Below are 17,407 nucleotides of genomic sequence, written 5' to 3' on the forward strand. Positions count from 1 at the left end.
GTTTACAGTTTTTCTACTCGACCATCTTTAATTATATATTCCTCATTGCTTTCCGGACACAGGGCTTTCCGGTCTTCATTGAACTCCAAAGGATGACCGTATTCGCTCATCCAACCGGTATGCCTGGCAGGATTGCCCACCACCAGGGCATAATCCGGAACATCGCGGGTCACCACAGCGCCGGCACCAATAAAGGCGTACTTACCAATGGTATGGCCGCAAACAATGGTGGCATTGGCTCCGATTGTAGCCCCTTTCCTTACAAGTGTTTGTTCATACTGATTGCGGCGGGGCACGGCACTCCGGGGATTGGTAACATTGGTAAACACACACGACGGGCCCAGGAAAACATCGTCCTCACAAACCACCCCCGTGTAAATAGAGACATTGTTCTGAACTTTTACATTGTTTCCCAAAATCACATCCGGAGAGACCACCACATTTTGGCCCAGATTACAATTGGCCCCAATGCGGCATCCACTCATAATATGGCAGAAGTGCCAGACCCGGGTACCGGGGCCTATTTCACAACGATCGTCAACAACCGCTGAAGGGTGTACTTTTGGTAGAGAAATATCATTCATGAAAACTGACGTATTTTAGTGGTAATAAATTCAAGTTGCTCTTCTGTCATTTCTGTGTGCAAAGGCAATGACAACACCTGTTCGCAAAGCATTTCACTCACCGGCAATGACTGGTTCGTAATCCCATGATCTTCAAAAACCGGTTGCTTGTGCAAAGGTGAAGGATAATAAACCATACCAGGGATACCCGAATCTGACAAATATTGCTTCAATTCATCACGGCGGTCGTCGGGCACACGAATGGTAAACTGGTTAAAAGAATGCTCCCCCTGACTGATTTGTAAGGGCAACTGCAAAAAAGACAAATCTTTCAGAGCCTCGTAATAGTAGGCTGCAGCTTGTCTCCGGCGTGTCACAAAATCATCCAGATGTTTAATCTTTTCATTTAATACTGCCGCCTGCAGTGTATCCAGACGGGAGTTAACGCCTACTATTTCATTCATGTATTTCTTTTTGGCGCCATGGTTGACAATCATTCTAAGTTTTTCGGCCAGGGCATCATCATCAGTAAAACAAGCCCCGCCATCTCCAAAACAACCCAAATTTTTGGTTGGAAAAAAACTGGTACAGCCAATATCACCAATAGTTCCCAGCATTTGGCGCGAACCATTCAATTTATAGTCGGCCCCCAAACTTTGAGCAGCATCTTCTATTACATTTAACCCGTATTCACGAGCGATAAGCATAATATCTTCCATAGCAGCGCTCTGACCAAACAAATGTACCGGAATAACAGCTTTTGTGCGTGGAGTTACAGCTTCCCTGACCAACTCGGGGTCAATATTGTAGGTGTCCGGATCCACATCCACCAGGACCGGTTTCAAGCCCAAAAGCGCAATCACCTCAACCGTGGCTATGAAGGAGAATGACGTAGTAATCACCTCATCACCCGGATTCAAATTAAGCGCCATCAAGGCTGCCTGAAGTGCGTCTGTCCCGTTTCCGCAAGGTATAACATGTTTCACCCCCAGGTATTCTGAGAGGGCCTCTGAAAAGGAACGGACTTCGGGACCGTTTATGTACCGTCCACTCATTAACACCCGGGCCATAGCCTCATCAATTGGAGACTTTAACCGCTGGTATTGACCGGTAAGATCAACCATTTGAATTTCCGGTGTTTCAGACATATAATCTTTTTTTTTGGCGTTACCATTTAACATTCGCCTGCCTTCATCTCAACTCTTATCAATAAAACCTTTGCGTCATCGCGGCTTTGCGTTTATTTTTCCACGATTCAAAATCCAAAATTCACACCAAAACGACCGGTAAAATCACCCTCCAGAAAATAGGGAGGATAATACTTTTCACGGTCGGGACCACTGATATCCTTATTGGCCAGTGACAAAAACACATAACCATCGTTAATAACCTGCCAGGAGCCTTTAAATTCAATTTTTTGCATTTCAAACCTTACTGCATCCATAAACGGAAGCCCCCATCTTGGTTCTTCCATGTTAACTTCGGGATACGATTCTTCGTTTCCTTCAACCAATATGGCCTGATAATCCTCCCCCTTTCGGATTTTTGTATAGGAAAGTTGCAGTTTAACTCCGCGAATGGGCTTGTATTGAACTTCTAAAAACACTTCGTCGCTATTGTCTTTCAAATAATGACCCATACTGTACTGGTTACTTGTCCAGGGAGTTGTAGGGATTTTATGCTGATAAACCATTGGATTGGTACGGGTGTACTCCATGGTAAAGGCAAATCCGGCAGGTAATTCACTTAACCTGGCTCCCAGTTTTGCACTTACATAATTGGAGTTCTGCTTAGAATCAAACATCCGGTTGAATGAGATTTCATCCACAAAGAAAGTAGAATAGAGATGCAAGTGGTTGATTTGCCGGCTGCTTATATCAAAAAACATCTGAGCATTCTGGCCCACCTCATTGGAGGCTCCGTTATAGGTGTGATCCACTGATTTAAAGAATATAAACGGCACCAGAAAAGCCGGGTTGATTTTTGTATCAGCATAAATAATACTGTTGCCGAAAGACACATTCAATCCCTTAAGGGGACGAACCGTCATAAAGTTGGCCGCCAAATATTTATCAGCAAAGACCTCGCGTGTACCATCGTAATAGCCAAACGACCTCAAACTGTCTACGACTTCAGACACCAGCCATCCATGCATGTAATTGAGTTCAAACCATGATACCGGCTTAATATTCAAGGACAAGAATGCATGCGAAGGGGTATTTCCGGAAAGAATATTGGCTCCATTGTAGCCGTGCCCCCAGGTATAATGATCTTTATGAAGACCTATTTCGCCCCAATCCCAGGTCCAGGAGATTCCCCCCCGGGCTTCACTGTAGTCTTGTTCAACCTCATCCCCTTTATAGACTGCCCCGCGTCTGTCAATTAAATAAGCAGGTCCTCCAAGTATTTCAGACTCGTAATTGTCTCTTAAACTGCCGTAAAACCCAAAGTGCTCCCCGATGGTACCGTGAATTTCGCCTCCATTGAATCTATGATAAGCCATTTCACCGCCCGAGGAAAAAAGTTCAAGTCCCAAAATGGGATTGGCGGTCAATCTGAAAACAGAATCGGAATAATAAAAAATATCGAAACGCTTGTTCACAGGCCATTCGTTGCTTAACTCCTTTCCAAAATCCCGGAGGTAAAATTCAATTTCTTCTCGTTGTCTTGTCGTCAGCCCTTCTGTTGCCGAAGCAGTTACCAGCCATTCAGCAATGTCTTTTCTGCTATAAGGTTTTACAAGCGAATTAACCTCAATTACACCAATGTTGGCCAGTTCATCAATGAAGGTATAAATGCCGGTATTGTCTATATGGACAGGTACACTTTGAGCCTTCACGGAACTAACAAAACCAAAATGCCCCGTTGAGAAAAACAGGAAGAATACAAAAGAGAAGAATCCCGGATAGAGTTTACTCATATGAATTTTAGCATTAAATATAGTATAAAAATCATCACCTAACCCGCCCACAAGTATTCAAAACAAAAGCTTTGATCAAAAAAATACCGGCGTTCGCTTTATTAAAAAAAAATGTCAGGGATTTCCATTTTCCCCAACTCAACAAAATGGTTTTATAACATCAAAGTATCCGATCGGTATGAAACCAGACAGGAGCTTGCGATTATCATTTTCCCCCGCGAAAAATTTTCACCATCTTTTCCCCTACCCTCTCCAAAGTGGCATGCTCCTGATACCATTCAACGGATTTTTTCGCAATTTCTTTCATTTTTTCCGGATTATCCAGCAATTCCTTTATCGTAGACTCAAGATCTTCGGGATTGCAGCTCACCAGAGGGATGTCCGGATAGCTCTCCCTGGCCCATTTTTCCATTCTGCAAATAACCACACAGCCTCTCGACATACCTTCTATGGCCAACAAACCAAATGTGTGGGTAAACTGATCTATCAGAAGATGCGCTTTCTCCAGATTCTCCAATACTTCGCGGTTTTTCATTCGCTTAGACAAATAATCAATATTGTAATGCTTCCCCAAAATTGCTAGAGCAGATTCCACATATTTGGTCCCCTTCAACTCGCTATGAGACGGGAAATGCATGATCTTATAGGAGGAGGGGTGATCAAATTTTTCAAGGTTCAGGGATGATTCGGGCGGGTCGGTCATCAGCCACATGGGATAAGCCATCTGAGGATTCTTCAAATATCCTGAGGTATTAGGTCTGGAAAAAACATAGTCCGCATACTTCTCAAACTTTTGAATGCGTTTCTTTTTCTTATCGGGTTCGAAACAAAGGCAAAAGGTTTGTTTCTTTTCATCATTACAATACCAGCAATCGCTGTATCTCATTGCATTGAACTCATCATGGGGATCCTTTTCTGCACAACCGGGAAAGAAAAACGCGATCCTTTTGCCAAAAAATTTCAATATAGCCAAATCCCGGTGACTGTGGAAGAAAGTATATGGAGAGATGAAATAAAAAATGTCGTATCGAAACAAGACGGAAATAAAAAAGACGAAACGAATCATTGCATTCAAAGGGCGCAGCACAAATCGGTTATTCACAATTTTTATGATCCCCTTTCGCCCTACAGACCGAAACTGGGTAATTTCATGATCAACAGGATAGCCAAATTCGTGGGCACGGTAAACATAACTGCGTGCAAAGACACCCACTCTTCGTAAAGAACGGGCAATATAATGGGCATTACCGGCTGTATTTCCGGGACCTACAAATACTCTAAACTTTTTAGATTTCAACCTTTTGCTCATGAAAAATATCTTCAAGTTTCACAAAGGGGTAATTCTTCATCAGAAGTCCTTCTAAAAGTGTTGCAGTCCCTCTGCCTAAATTTCGGTAACCATACAAGTGTTCAGGATCCTGATAAAAAGGACGTGCCCCTTCGTAACGTTCACGTGTTTCGGTATTCAAAAATATATGTACCGGATGGAAGTTGAGTATGTGTAAGCCTTCCGAAAAATCCAGATCGGCATCCCGGAAGGATTTACCAAATGAAAAGTGAAGATAGTCTTCCCAGTTAAAGGGGATGCGCATCATTCCATTCCATAAAGGAAGTACTTCCAGTTTTTTACTGTAAGGCAGACAAATATTGCTCTCGTACTGAAAGCCCATTTCACCAAACATTTCAACCAGCACATTACTCACAAGGGAGGAGTGAGACCTGATGCCCATTGCTCCCGGAAATGCCTCACGCAGGGGAGCTACAACATCAACGGGATGTCTTTTATCACCATCAAACAAAGGGTTAAAATTTGGGTGCACCCCAATTTCAAATTGCTTTTGATCCAGGCCGCTCAATAATGAGGTTCTGTGCGTTGCAAATATGGTACAAGGCACCCCTGCTTTTGAAAACAGCTTAAGCGTGTGCTCCAGCACTTTATCCGGAGCCCAATCCACATCTATGGTAATTGCAACCTTCATATAAACACCTTTCTTTTTGTTAACACTGATAAGGACTATCATTCAAACACCCGCAGCCACCATTCAAAACTCAGCAACGACCAAATCAGCAATCTCCTGTTCATTTGCCCGGCCATATGCTCATCCATTAATTTAAAGGCGATTGATGGCTCTATAAAATCGTAAATTCGTGCATCCTTCCGGTAAAGAAACTTTTTAATGTAATCCATGCTCTCTCCTTTAAACCAGCTGGCATCGGGAGCTGAGAACCCTTGCTTGTGCCCGTTGCAATAATTCTCAGGCACATATTTTTGAAGCATTTCACGCAACAGAATTTTCCCATCCGTAGAGGGAGACTTAAACTGCTTTGCTTTGCTGAACAGGTCATTTTCATTAACATTCACCATTTTCTCCCAATCCCGAAGCTTTAGTTCAACAGGGAGCTTCATAGCAAAGTCCACCAAATCATTGTCCAAAAAAGGCAACCGGGTTTCCAGACCGTGCGCCATACTCAGCTTATCTTCCACCAGCAAAAGTCCGTGCAAAAAGGTTTTGCTCTCGAAATACAGGGAGTTATTGATAAACGCTTTTGGATCGGCGGTATCGGGAAGCCCATTGTTTAATAAATGCCGGAAAACAGTGGCCGGCCGATCAAAATCTATTTTCTCTCTCAGCCAGGGTCGAAAAAAGGATTCCCTTAAATGATCGGGAACCAATCGCTGCCAATATTTAAAATAGCCATCGGCAAATCCATTGTTGTAGCCTTCTGCTGTATTATGATAATACCGCCATGGATAACCTGCAAAAAGTTCGTCTCCGCCGGCTCCCGACAAACAAACTTTCACAAAGCGGCCGGCCAATCGGGATATATAGTAATTGGGGTAAGACTGCCCCACCCTTAAATCCTCTAAATGAGTGGTCAGCTCCGGCATTACCCGCTCCATATCGCCTGCTTTAAGAACGACCTCGTAATGTTCCGTTTTATAAAGGTTAGACAGAAACTCTGATCGCTCCCGTTCATCAAAGTTCAGTTCCAACCCTGAAGCTGAAGAAAGATCGAAACCTGCAGTAAAAGATTTCAAATTTTTAAACTGCCGGGAGGCCACACAGGTAATACCTCCGCTATCCATGCCCCCGCTAAGGTAGGCACCCACTTCCACATCGGAAATCAACTGCCGCTCAACAGCTTTCTCAAATAAACGCTGCAATTCTTCAAGCGCTTCCTCCTTTTGCATAGGAACTGACTGAAAATCAAAATCCCAATAACAGACAGGTTCATTAACCTTTTTGCCCGGGAAGACTTCCATATAATGCCCCGCAGGCAGTAATTTTACTCCCTCAAAAAGGGTAACATCACTGAATACATTCTGAAAAGAAAAGTACTCAATCAAGGCATCATTGGATACCCCAAACCGGAAAGCCGGATGTTGCCGCAACGCTTTGACCTCAGATGCAAACAAAAAGGAATCAGCCGAATGGTAGTAATATAAAGGTTTGATGCCGTACCTGTCGCGAGCCAGCAATAACCGCCCTTCATTTACGAACCAGGCTGCCAAAGCAAACATCCCGTTGAACCGTTTAATGGCATCATTTCCCCAACAGTGAAGCGCATTCACAATCACCTCCGTATCGGAATGCCCTCTAAAGTGATACCCTTTACGGATGAGTTCCTGCTTCAATTCGGGAAAATTGTATACCTCCCCGTTGTATACCAGAATCAGGTTACCATCAGACGAGATCATCGGCTGCTGCCCCGTTTCTGTCAAATCAAGAATAGCGAGCCGCCGATGCCCAAGGGCAACGGGACCGGATGCATACACTCCTTCCCCGTCGGGCCCGCGGTGAGCGAGTGTCCCGGCCATTTTCCTGCATAGTGCTTCATCAGCAGGCTCAGCCGTGTGATTTATGATTCCAGTTATTCCACACATTCACTTAATTTTTCCACTACTTCTGTTTGTTCCTGACTGGTCATGCCATGGTACATGGGCAAAACCAGCGCTTCTTCAAAAGCCCGGATGCTTCCGTGAAATTGCCCCCTGAGTTTGGCATTGCCATCCTGAAAAGCAGGGTGCATATGAAGCGCATAAGTACCAATCTGCACCTCTATACCCTGATTCCTCATTTTTCTCATTATGTCATCCCTTCCTTTGACAAAGACCGTATAGCTCTGCCATGAGTGACTAATATATTCGGGCTCAACCGGACATTGTATGCTTTTCACCGGCTCCAAAAGACGAGTGTATTTTTCGGCCAGATTCATGCGTTCAGCCAGCAGATTATCAATATCTTCCATCTGAGCCAATCCAATTGCCGCCTGCACATTACTCATTTTATAATTAGTACCGGGAGTGAGAAAGACCAACTCTCCCCGATCTCCCGGTTTTCCCATTCCAAAATGTTTATACCGGTTCATTGCCTCAGCCCATTTTCCATTATCGGTGGTAACCATTCCTCCTTCTCCGGTGGTAATAAATTTCCGGGGATGAAAACTAAACACTGAGATATCTGCCAAAGTACCGGTTCGTTTTCCTTTGTAGACACTTCCGAGAGCACAGGCCGCATCTTCAAGTATCCATACTTCGTATTTTTTCTTCAACTCTGTAAAACCATCGTGGTCAAAAGGAAGCCCGAACAGAGATACAGGAATAATAACTTTAGTAGAAGCAGAAATGGCTTCCTCTGCAAGTTCCGGAGTCATCAACATGGTATCGGGATCCACATCTACAATTACAGGGGTAGCTCCCACAATTTGAACCGCACCGGCTGTTGCCGGATAAGTGAAATCGGGAACAATTACCTCATCACCCGGTCCCACTCCCAGTACTCGCAGAGCAGTTTCCAGTCCGGTGGTACAGGAAGTAAACGCCACAGCATGTCCGGCTCCGGTATAACCGGCCACAGCAGATTCGAATTGTCTGGTAACCGGTCCTTCGGTAAGGTAACCACTGTCCAGAACTTCATTGATCATTGTTTTAACCCGTTTGCTGATATAAGGGCGAATAAGTGGAATGCGATAGCTCATGACATACTCGTTATTGTTTCAACCATAAATTTAGTAACATCAATGTGGTCTTCCAGAATCTTTTCTGCCTGGCGGGCACTGTTAGTCTTGGTTCCGGGGCGCCCGAGCAGCATGCCTGCACTTTTTAACGCCAGATTCTGTTCTCTCTCCGAAGTGCCGAAATTCAGTACCATTCCATAATTATCTTCTAAATACTGAAGATTTCCTAATTTGAAGTCCGACACAAAAATGGCAGGCGTACCCAGGATTGCGGCTTCGGTAGCCATAGTGGCCCCTTCAGTTACCAATAGTGTAGCATAAAAAAGCAGATCATGTATTTTATGGGAGGCCAGTTTTAAACGTAAAGGCTCTAACAACTCGGGCAATGGGCCCTCTGCACTGATAAAAACCCGTCCAAATCTCTCGAGCGATCTAACCAGTTCTATTTTCTTTTTATTTGAAAAACCTTGCTTTCCCCGGTCGTGCACGGCCCCCCACCCCACAAAGCGGACAACTGCAAAAGGTTCATTGGCTTTTAAACCCAGGGACTCAGGAACGGAAAGATCGGGTTCAAAGTAGTTGGGGTGCAAGTAGGACAGTTCCATCAATCCGTTAAATCGATGGTGATTGGATCCCAGGTCACTGGTGAAATATTTTGGCGTATAAACCTCCCTGCAAAAAGGCTTGATAAGTTTCCGATATACCCCTGTGTTTTCAGTATCAGTAAAAGTTATATAAGGTTTACCAAGCAAATAAGCAGCAGGACCTGAGTAAATGGTACTGAAGTCAAGGAAGAGATCCGGTTTAAATTTCCGGGCCCTCAGATATTGACAAAAAACAGTGATCAGTAAATAAAAAATCTTCCCAATAAAAGAACGGCCTCCTCGTCCACGGCTTCGAAAAGAGACATTATAAAAATCCAAAAGTTCGTGAATATGCTCACGTTTGCGTGCCGTTACAAAAAACTGATGCCCATGTTCAGTCATTATCCGTATAAAATGCCTGAAATAATGAACATGAGCAGGATGGCCTATATCGATAAATATTTTCATACAAACATTGCTTTAATCAGGAATAACAATAATTACGAAAAATAAATCGCCTGATTCTTTTGTACCAACGGTAAAATACTTTTCCTAATCCCCAAAGCAACCAGTTATGTACATAAATATATCGCCCGGTCTCTTTTACCATCCCTCCGTATGACTTTTTATATTGACGTGCAAAATAATCCTTCCCGGGCCTGCCCCCAGTTCCCAAATCAAGATAGCGGATACCTTCGCTCTGCAATTCCTGAATGACACCCCACAAAAACCCATCATACTTCCAGAATTCTTTGTCGGAAAGGCAATGACCGTCGAACCAGATAACGGACCGGTTTTTAATAATCATAATGAGAATAACAGCCTTAAGTTCATGATTAATCTCCATACCTTTAATCCGGAGATGGGTATTTAAAAGCGGGGATTGATCAAGGGACTGAAATAAGGATAAATCCGGGATTGGACGCCCTTTTCGGCCTATATAACAACGCAAAATATCCCAAATCTTATAGACGTCTTCCGAACCGTGCAGATTTCTGATGGTATGATTGGTTGTCCCCATTTTCTGAATATTGTCACGACGGCTTGGGGACAAAGAAGCCCAAAGATCATTTGATTTGCGACTCATATCAATACCCACACTCAGATGAGATTCATAATAAAAACCTGCTTCTTCATACAGCGGCTTGAGCGACAATCCAAGTTTTAAATTCCTGATTTCACTGAATACTGCTTTACGCCCCGTCTCTTTCACTAATGCTTCCAAAAGCGCCAGCAAAACCCCCATATCATTTTCAGCCACCAGGGGGCCTCCAAAAACCACCTGACGTCGAGTAAAAAGAGACATCGGAAAAATTGCATTCCAAAAATTCACAGAAACCATAAGCCCGACCAGGTTATCACCTTCGAAGGCGAACCAACCTGCCGGTCGCTGGTATTTGGCATGCTCGTGCACATCAAACATTCCGGGCAATTGAAAAACACTGCCATCGGGATGGTCAAGCACAAACGCTTCCCATTTCTCGCGATCTACCCGTTTGGGATCTGAAATAATTTTTAATGCCATATCTCTGCTCTGACTCCTTATTTAATGATGAGAAGGTTTTGGATGAGGCGGCTAAATACATTGGCTGTAAAGGGTCAGAAGTTTTCTCACCACGATATTATTGTCCAGTTCTTTAATTCTGTTTCTTCCATCCGGCTTATTTTCATTTTCCAGGGATTGCTGCAATGCTTTTGCAAGGATTTCAGGATAAGGATCACAAGTAGAACAGTTCTTAAGTCCGTTGATTCTTTCTTCCACATCTCCTACGCGGGTTGAGACGACCGGAACATTACAAGCCAGTGCTTCCTTTACCACATTGGGAGATCCTTCCCAAAGAGATGTCAACAAAACCACATCCGAAGCATTATAGAAATAAGGCATCAACATGGTGTCAATTCCATATACCGGTTTCAACTCAACATCACTTCGATTCAAAACCTTCATAACAGCTGCAGCCAGGTCGAAGTTTTTCACTTTACGACCGGGGTCTGCCGGCCACATTACCACTTTGGGTTTTGAAAAACCACATTTTTGCCGGGCTTCTTTTCTGGGAATTTCTCTAAACAGTTCCATATCCACCCCGTTGGGTATTACCAAAACTTTTGGGACATCTATCTTTTGAGCCATTGACCAACTTTTCACTATTGTAACCGGCCAAAAAAATCTGGTGAAAAATTTAACCAGAGTTAAAATCCACCGGGGACCAAAAACATCGCTGCCCATCAACGAAACAACCAACGGCCGGGCTCCGGAGAGGGTGGCCATTATGGCACTTAATCCATAATGGGCATGTATCACGTCATATTTATTCTCTTTTAAGTGTCGTTTCAACGTCAACGCCCCTCTAAGATAGCCTGCAACTCCCTTTCTTTCAACTCTGAAAAATGATATTTTAACTCCCCTTTTCTTCAGGGCCCTGGCTTGCTCATTCACCGCAGGTGTACATAAACCATTTTTATTTCCACTGCATACAAACAGAACACGTCCGGAAAAAACATTCGGATAATTTTCCATTTCCAACATAAATACCCATTAAATTTAAGGAATTAGAGAGCTAAAAGCTAAGAAGACTGGTCAGTGTCGGGCAGTATTTGACCAATTAAAGATATTTGTATATAAGAGCTAAACCTAAAATGGAATTGTAATACATTTTTTGCATATTTGGGAAATGGTATTTTTATTTTTTTAACACTCCGGGTAACTTTTAAAAAGGCAAGGTAAACCTATAAAATTCAAAACCTCATGACCAAAGCAGAAAATACGTCTCCCAAAGGCAACGCCGTATTGGATTGGATTGAAAAAATGGGAAATAAACTGCCACATCCCTTTTGGATGTTTGTTTGGATAACCATTTTTGTTGTTTTAATCAGCTTTATCAGCTCATTTCTTGGAGTTCAAGCCACCGACCCGGCAACAGGAGAAGTAGTAAAGGCACAAAACCTATTGTCTGGAGACGGGCTTCGCAGGTTTTTGCAGGAAATGGTCACCAATTTCGCCCATTTTGCACCGCTGGGATTAGTTTTAGTCATGCTGATGGGGGTTTCGGTAGCCGAGAAAAGCGGCCTTTTATCCCTGGTGATGAGGAACCTGGCTTTCTCTGTTCCACGAAAAATTGTACTGCCTGTAATATTTGTCATCGGGGCTTGCGGAAACATTGGATCTGACGCAGGTGTAGTTATAGTTCCACCTATCGCGGCCCTCATATTCAGTCAAATGGGGCTTCACCCTGTGGCAGGACTGGTAGCCGGATATGCAGGTGCAACAGCAGGGTTTACGGCCAATTTCTTTATTGCAGGAACGGATGTTTTATTAGCCGGAATCAGTACCGAGGTCACCTCAAAGATACAGGGCGTTGGCGAAGTAAGTGCCACAGCCAACTGGTATTTCATGATTATATCTACCATCTTGTTGGGACTGGGAGGAGCTTTTGTGGTAACCCGCTACACCATACCTCGAACCAGGCGGTTTGCCATGGGAAACCATCAGGAACTTGCCACTCCGGACACCCATAAAGTTACCGATGATGAACGCAAAGGATTGCGAAAAGCCGGTTATGCGGCCCTGGTAATTATTGCCGTTGTGGCATTGCTCACCATCCCCTCGTGGGGGCCCTTAAGAAATCAGGAAACAGGAGGCATTGTTCCTTCACCATTTTTACGTGGCCTGGTACCTATACTTTTCTTTTTATTTGCCATTCCGGGGTATTTCTTTGGCAAAACCACCGGCAGCATCAAGCACGCTGATGATGTGATAAAATACATGGGACAAGGCATGAAAGATCTGTCGGGGTATATTGTGCTGATGCTGGTAGTAGCCCAGTTCATAAATCTGTTCAACTGGAGCCGGCTAGATGCCATTTTGGCTATTAACGGCGCCGATTTCCTTCAATCCACGGGACTAACAGGGCCGTTTATGTTTACTCTTTACATGATGCTGGTGGCTTTCATCAATATTTTTATCGGGAGTGGCTCGGCCAAATGGGCCATCTTTGCACCAGTGTTTATTCCCATGCTTGCCCAGTTGGGATTCACACCCGCCTTTGTGCAACTTATGTACCGGGTGGGAGACAGCATTACTAATTGCGTAAGCCCATTATATGTATACTTCCCCCTGCTTATCGGATGGATTCGCCAATATGACAAAAAAGTAGGAATTGGGACAGTTGTTTCACTTTTAGTACCGTACGCTGTCGTTCTGTTCCTAATGTGGTTGATATTGCTTTTTGTTTGGTTCTGGCTGGATCTGCCTATTGGAGTTGGCGAAGGCATTTTCCTTTAAATATTTAAAATATGGACGAAGCCCCGGGAAATAAAAAAACAAATATCAATGACATTCTCAAAATAGATGATGGAATCTTCCATCATCTAATTAAAAATTCTTTTGATTTATTGGTTTTGCTGGATACCAAAGGAAATCAGATTTATGTCAGCGATTCCTGCGAAAAAATTCTCGGATACAAACCCGAAGAATTAACCAACATTCCGGTAATTGAAGGCTTTCTCCATCCCGATGATCAACAAAAAGCTATTGAGGGACTTCAGGATATCATTTATAACAACAACAATGGAGGTACCCAATACCGTCACAAACACAAAAATGGCGGTTGGGTCTACCTGGAAGCCTTTGGAACCAACCAGCTGGATAATCCGCAGATCAAGTCAATTGTTCTTAACGTAAGAGACATTTCAGAAAGGAAAAAAGCCGAAGAGGCATTAAGAAAGAGTGAGGCGAGTTTAAAGGAACTGAATGCCACTAAAGACCGGTTCTTTTCCATTATTGGCCATGATCTTCGCAGTCCGTTCAGTAGCATTGTCGGATTCACCGATCTTTTAATCGCTCAGATTCGGGAGAAGGACTACGGTGGTATCGAAGACTATGCCCGGATCATACAAAAATCATCACAACAGGCCATGGATTTGCTCTCCAATTTACTGGAGTGGTCAAGAGCTCAATCCGGAAGGATTGATTTTGTTCCTGAATACCTCGAATTAGGAAAAATGATTCGTCAAACCATTGACTTATTTAAAAATACAGCTACCCGGAAATCTATAAAAGTTCTCAATAAATCAAAGAATTTCCTTCCCATTTGGGCAGATAAACACATGGTTGAATCTGTTTTAAGAAACCTGATTTCGAACAGTCTTAAATTCAGTCCTCCGGAAAGCGTAATTACCATTTCGGCCAGGGGCCTGGAGAACAAAGCTCTGGTATCTGTGGCAGATAAAGGTGTTGGCATGAAAAAGGAAGATCTGGGTAAATTATTCAAAATAGAACAACCACATTCCACCAGAGGAACTAAAAATGAAACCGGAACCGGACTTGGACTCCTGCTGTGTAAAGATTTTGTTAAAATGCACAAGGGGCAAATATGGGCAGAAAGTGAAGAAGGTAAAGGAAGTACTTTTTTCTTTACTTTACCGCTGGCATAGAGAGAAGTGGTTAGAAACTGTTTAAATTTTGTTTTTGAAAGATGTTTTTCAGCAGAGAATATGGCTCAAAAAATTCAGCAAACATCTTTCAATTAAAAATGCGGGTACCAAATATAAACTTATCGCGCCACCAAACATTGTCCAGAGAGGTAATGGTGACACCCTGACTTGAAGATGTATGAACAAACCGATTATTACCTGCATAAATCCCGGAATGGGTAATAAATCTCTGTGTACGATAAGTATTAACAAAAAAGACCAAATCCCCTTTCTTTAACTGGCTTTTACTTTCAATAATATCACCATATCTGGCCTGTTCCTCTGAATTATGAGGTAAGGTTATTCCATGGATAGCAAAGACCCGCATCAGCAAACCAGAACAGTCCATGCCCCGGGAAGAGCATCCTCCCATTCTATGAGGAACACCAATGTATTCTTTGGCTGTGGATATAAGATCCTCTTCACTCACCGTTCCCATCGGCAAACGCTTTCCGGTCCCATCTTCCAGAAACCTGTTCAACATTCCTTTACCGGTCTTATTCTCCAGCTTCGTATATGATATTCCCGGCAAAACTTTTCTGGAACATGAAGAACCATTTATCTGCACCATAAAAATCAGGAACAGAAAAAACATCCAATTGTTTTTCAACTCCAATAATTGAATAAACCGAGATCGGATTCTTGCTATGTGGAAATTCTTCTTCATAAGAATTCATATTACGAAACTATGCCTGTTTGAGTTCCATCTTTCTAAACGATGAGAAACATGAGTTATCTTGCGGTCAAAAGCCAAAACGTTCTATCTCCAAAAATATTTTTCTTTCAGGAATAGTTTCAATTTCCGGTCCTAAAAGCCACCAATAAAGCAAACATTTCACATTATTTATTTCAAAATCATGGACACAGTTACAATCCCCGAGCCAGTTTTTTGGTTCCAGAATCTTTTTGCGGCACTGGCAGTTGGTTTTGCTTTGGCAGCTTTTATTGTAGCATGGATCGGCAATGCCTCCCGAAGCTGGCTACAAACAACAGGTACTATTGTGATATCTGAAGTACATCAGATTTCACGTAAAACAAAATTTTTTCCAAGAATAAAATACGAATACCAGGTCAACAGAAAGAGCTTTCTCTCAAGAATCCTGTTCATTGGACATTTCATAAAAACGTACACTGAAGACTTCTCACGGAATATGGTAACCCAATACCCCAAAGGCCTTGAGACAAAAGTGTATTACAACCCCACATATCCGTCTTTAAGCGTTTTGGAACCAGGCATTAACAAGGGAATAATCTCAAATCTTATTACAAGAATGATAATTTGCATCATCTGTTATTCCCTTTTAACTCCTCTGGTGTTAAAAGAACTATTAAACTTTCTTTCAACGTAACAAAATTCTTATTGCCTGATGAGAATAAAAAATTCAATTACGTTCCCAATTTAGTTTGTAACTTCGTAGCTGTTTCAATCAGAATTCAATGAGGAAAAAGATCAACAGAGCAATGCATCTTCACCTAAATACTTCATTCTAAACTGATTCAAAGAAAACTTACGTCATTACAAACCATAAAACCACAAACTGATGAAATTAAAGTACGGGATGAATCCCTATCAGGATTATGCAGAGGTTATTGATGATAACAATGCTTTTAAATTACTGAATGGAAAAGCCAGTGTTATCAATGTTCTGGACGCACTCAACTCATGGCAACTGGTAAAAGAAGCATCGCAAACTTTGGGAAAAGCGGCCGCCACTTCTTTTAAGCATGTTACCCCTTCCGGCGTTGCTTTGGAAACTGAGCTCACAGAGCAAGAAAAACAGGCTTATCTTATCAAAAAAGAAACGTCTCCACTCTCATCGGCCTATGCCAGAGCCAGGGGGGCCGACAGGCTGGCCTCTTTTGGCGATTTTGTAGCTTTAAGCGAAACCGTGGATGAAGCGACTGCCCGAATGATTAAATCGGAAGTTTCGGATGGCGTTATTGCCCCGGATTACACCCCGGAGGCTCTTGAAATTCTGAAGTCAAAGAAAAAGGGAGGGTATGTTGTTTTCAGCATTGATAAAGATTATGAGCCGGACGAAGTGGAAGAACGACAGGTTTATGGAATAACGATTCGTCAGAAAAGAAATGAACTGAAAGTTACCGATGAGTTACTCAAAGATGTCAAAACCGAAAGCGGGGCACTTACGCCTCAAATTGTTTCTGACTTAAAACTTGGCATTCTCACTTTGAAATATACCATGTCTAACTCCATTTGCGTTGTTAACAATGGACAAGTGATCGGCATTGGATCAGGTCAGCAATCAAGAATTCTTTGCTCCGGACTGGCTCTCAACAAAGCCAATATCTGGTATCAGAAAACGCAACTTGATTATTCCTTTCTGAAAGAACAGGAAGGCCTTAAGCGCACAGAACTGGATCAACTTATTGAGCAGAAAAGAGAAGAAGCGTTCGGAGACAAAGTAATGCTGAGTGAATTGGATGGCTCATGCCTGATATCGGATGGTTTCTTCCCTCAAAAAGACAACATTGAACTGGCGGCAAAATACGGGATCAAGTACATAGGTTCGCCGGTAGGCTCCATTCGTGATGAAGAAATTATGGCCACCGCTAAAAAATATGGCATCACCTTCGTTAATATTGGCGTGAGACTGTTTCACCATTAAAATTCATCCTTTTATGTGAATAAAATCACAGAATAAAAAGGAACTTGTAAACGTGATAAGACTCTCTCTTAACCGGAACATCGGTGGTAAAAACAAAGCTGCTCTGGTCGGGCAGTTTGCCAGTTCTTCCTTTTTTCAAAGCAACCAAATAGTCCTGGGAGAATTTCCAACCATGGAAGAAGCACAGAAAGAGTTGGCTTCAATCGAAGAGTTTCTGAACGGAGACAATGAAGGCGTTTATCCCATAAAATAGAAGCTAACACATTTATTGCCCTTTTCAAT

16 protein-coding genes are annotated in these 17,407 nt (G+C 42.8%); 5 read left to right on the plus strand and 11 right to left on the minus strand.

Annotated elements, in window-relative coordinates; translation table 11 throughout:
* Nucleotides 1–2: 2 nt before the first annotated feature.
* From DDZ16_RS05195 to DDZ16_RS05240, 10 genes are all read right to left on the minus strand, one after another.
* The gene (locus DDZ16_RS05195) at nt 3–584 is read right to left on the minus strand and encodes an acyltransferase (RefSeq protein ID WP_109263379.1); all 582 of its coding nucleotides are present in this window, start codon (nt 582–584) and stop codon (nt 3–5) included.
* Nucleotides 581–1,711, minus strand: coding sequence for a DegT/DnrJ/EryC1/StrS family aminotransferase (locus tag DDZ16_RS05200; RefSeq protein ID WP_109263380.1), 1,131 nt, complete (start codon nt 1,709–1,711; stop codon nt 581–583). The genes DDZ16_RS05195 and DDZ16_RS05200 overlap by 4 nt, the downstream gene beginning before the upstream one ends.
* A gap of 107 nt (nt 1,712–1,818) precedes the next feature.
* Complete coding sequence (locus DDZ16_RS05205) at nt 1,819–3,483, minus strand: capsule assembly Wzi family protein (protein ID WP_109263381.1); 1,665 nt, start codon at nt 3,481–3,483, stop codon at nt 1,819–1,821.
* Nucleotides 3,484–3,688: 205 nt separating this feature from the next.
* Nucleotides 3,689–4,792, minus strand: coding sequence for a glycosyltransferase (locus DDZ16_RS05210; RefSeq protein WP_109263382.1), 1,104 nt, complete (start codon nt 4,790–4,792; stop codon nt 3,689–3,691).
* Nucleotides 4,770–5,462, minus strand: coding sequence for a polysaccharide deacetylase WbmS family protein (locus DDZ16_RS05215; RefSeq protein WP_109263383.1), 693 nt, complete (start codon nt 5,460–5,462; stop codon nt 4,770–4,772). The genes DDZ16_RS05210 and DDZ16_RS05215 overlap by 23 nt, the downstream gene beginning before the upstream one ends.
* A gap of 38 nt (nt 5,463–5,500) precedes the next feature.
* Nucleotides 5,501–7,369, minus strand: coding sequence for an asparagine synthase (glutamine-hydrolyzing) (asnB, locus tag DDZ16_RS05220; RefSeq protein WP_109263384.1), 1,869 nt, complete (start codon nt 7,367–7,369; stop codon nt 5,501–5,503).
* A complete protein-coding gene (locus tag DDZ16_RS05225; protein ID WP_109263385.1) occupies nt 7,357–8,463 on the minus strand; it encodes a DegT/DnrJ/EryC1/StrS family aminotransferase in 1,107 nt (368 codons plus the stop codon). The genes asnB and DDZ16_RS05225 overlap by 13 nt, the downstream gene beginning before the upstream one ends.
* Complete coding sequence (locus tag DDZ16_RS05230) at nt 8,460–9,494, minus strand: DUF354 domain-containing protein (protein ID WP_109263386.1); 1,035 nt, start codon at nt 9,492–9,494, stop codon at nt 8,460–8,462. Before DDZ16_RS05230 ends, DDZ16_RS05225 begins: the two co-directional genes overlap by 4 nt.
* Nucleotides 9,495–9,510: 16 nt before the next feature.
* Complete coding sequence (locus tag DDZ16_RS05235; protein ID WP_109263387.1) at nt 9,511–10,551, minus strand: hypothetical protein; 1,041 nt, start codon at nt 10,549–10,551, stop codon at nt 9,511–9,513.
* Between the two features lie 51 nt (nt 10,552–10,602).
* The gene (locus tag DDZ16_RS05240) at nt 10,603–11,553 is read right to left on the minus strand and encodes a glycosyltransferase (protein WP_232526558.1); all 951 of its coding nucleotides are present in this window, start codon (nt 11,551–11,553) and stop codon (nt 10,603–10,605) included.
* Between the two features lie 219 nt (nt 11,554–11,772).
* On the opposite strand from DDZ16_RS05240, the gene DDZ16_RS05245 reads away from it, so the two are divergent.
* Nucleotides 11,773–13,308 (plus strand): AbgT family transporter, encoded by a 1,536-nt coding sequence (locus DDZ16_RS05245; protein WP_109263388.1) that lies wholly within the window; start codon nt 11,773–11,775, stop codon nt 13,306–13,308.
* A gap of 11 nt (nt 13,309–13,319) precedes the next feature.
* Nucleotides 13,320–14,459: a PAS domain-containing sensor histidine kinase gene (locus DDZ16_RS05250; RefSeq protein ID WP_109263389.1), complete on the plus strand. Its 1,140-nt coding sequence runs from the start codon at nt 13,320–13,322 to the stop codon at nt 14,457–14,459.
* Between the two features lie 88 nt (nt 14,460–14,547).
* Here DDZ16_RS05250 and DDZ16_RS05255 read toward each other — a convergent pair whose 3' ends face one another.
* Complete coding sequence (locus DDZ16_RS05255; RefSeq protein ID WP_232526559.1) at nt 14,548–15,165, minus strand: C40 family peptidase; 618 nt, start codon at nt 15,163–15,165, stop codon at nt 14,548–14,550.
* 190 nt (nt 15,166–15,355) lie between these two features.
* On the opposite strand from DDZ16_RS05255, the gene DDZ16_RS05260 reads away from it, so the two are divergent.
* From DDZ16_RS05260 to DDZ16_RS05270, 3 genes are all read left to right on the plus strand, one after another.
* Complete coding sequence (locus DDZ16_RS05260) at nt 15,356–15,847, plus strand: DUF3592 domain-containing protein (RefSeq protein WP_109263391.1); 492 nt, start codon at nt 15,356–15,358, stop codon at nt 15,845–15,847.
* Between the two features lie 192 nt (nt 15,848–16,039).
* Nucleotides 16,040–17,125, plus strand: a complete 1,086-nt coding sequence (locus tag DDZ16_RS05265; protein ID WP_109263392.1) for a 5-aminoimidazole-4-carboxamide ribonucleotide transformylase — start codon at nt 16,040–16,042, stop codon at nt 17,123–17,125.
* Nucleotides 17,126–17,177: 52 nt separating this feature from the next.
* Complete coding sequence (locus tag DDZ16_RS05270; RefSeq protein WP_109263393.1) at nt 17,178–17,378, plus strand: hypothetical protein; 201 nt, start codon at nt 17,178–17,180, stop codon at nt 17,376–17,378.
* The last annotated feature ends 29 nt before the right edge of the window (nt 17,379–17,407 follow it).

This window comes from Marinilabilia rubra, assembly GCF_003121985.1.
Lineage (GTDB): Bacteria > Bacteroidota > Bacteroidia > Bacteroidales > Marinilabiliaceae > Marinilabilia > Marinilabilia rubra.

Excerpts from the sequence above, each read along its gene's own strand:
- DDZ16_RS05195 (WP_109263379.1), bottom strand. The coding sequence starts at position 584 with ATGAATGATATTTCTCTACCAAAAGTACACCCTTCAGCGGTTGTTGAC.
- DDZ16_RS05200 (WP_109263380.1), bottom strand. The coding sequence starts at position 1,711 with ATGTCTGAAACACCGGAAATTCAAATGGTTGATCTTACCGGTCAATAC.
- DDZ16_RS05205 (WP_109263381.1), bottom strand. The coding sequence starts at position 3,483 with ATGAGTAAACTCTATCCGGGATTCTTCTCTTTTGTATTCTTCCTGTTT.
- DDZ16_RS05210 (WP_109263382.1), bottom strand. The coding sequence starts at position 4,792 with ATGAGCAAAAGGTTGAAATCTAAAAAGTTTAGAGTATTTGTAGGTCCC.
- DDZ16_RS05215 (WP_109263383.1), bottom strand. The coding sequence starts at position 5,462 with ATGAAGGTTGCAATTACCATAGATGTGGATTGGGCTCCGGATAAAGTG.
- asnB (WP_109263384.1), bottom strand. The coding sequence starts at position 7,369 with ATGTGTGGAATAACTGGAATCATAAATCACACGGCTGAGCCTGCTGAT.
- DDZ16_RS05225 (WP_109263385.1), bottom strand. The coding sequence starts at position 8,463 with ATGAGCTATCGCATTCCACTTATTCGCCCTTATATCAGCAAACGGGTT.
- DDZ16_RS05230 (WP_109263386.1), bottom strand. The coding sequence starts at position 9,494 with ATGAAAATATTTATCGATATAGGCCATCCTGCTCATGTTCATTATTTC.
- DDZ16_RS05235 (WP_109263387.1), bottom strand. The coding sequence starts at position 10,551 with ATGGCATTAAAAATTATTTCAGATCCCAAACGGGTAGATCGCGAGAAA.
- DDZ16_RS05240 (WP_232526558.1), bottom strand. The coding sequence starts at position 11,553 with ATGTTGGAAATGGAAAATTATCCGAATGTTTTTTCCGGACGTGTTCTG.
- DDZ16_RS05245 (WP_109263388.1), top strand. The coding sequence starts at position 11,773 with ATGACCAAAGCAGAAAATACGTCTCCCAAAGGCAACGCCGTATTGGAT.
- DDZ16_RS05250 (WP_109263389.1), top strand. The coding sequence starts at position 13,320 with ATGGACGAAGCCCCGGGAAATAAAAAAACAAATATCAATGACATTCTC.
- DDZ16_RS05255 (WP_232526559.1), bottom strand. The coding sequence starts at position 15,165 with ATGAAGAAGAATTTCCACATAGCAAGAATCCGATCTCGGTTTATTCAA.
- DDZ16_RS05260 (WP_109263391.1), top strand. The coding sequence starts at position 15,356 with ATGGACACAGTTACAATCCCCGAGCCAGTTTTTTGGTTCCAGAATCTT.
- DDZ16_RS05265 (WP_109263392.1), top strand. The coding sequence starts at position 16,040 with ATGAAATTAAAGTACGGGATGAATCCCTATCAGGATTATGCAGAGGTT.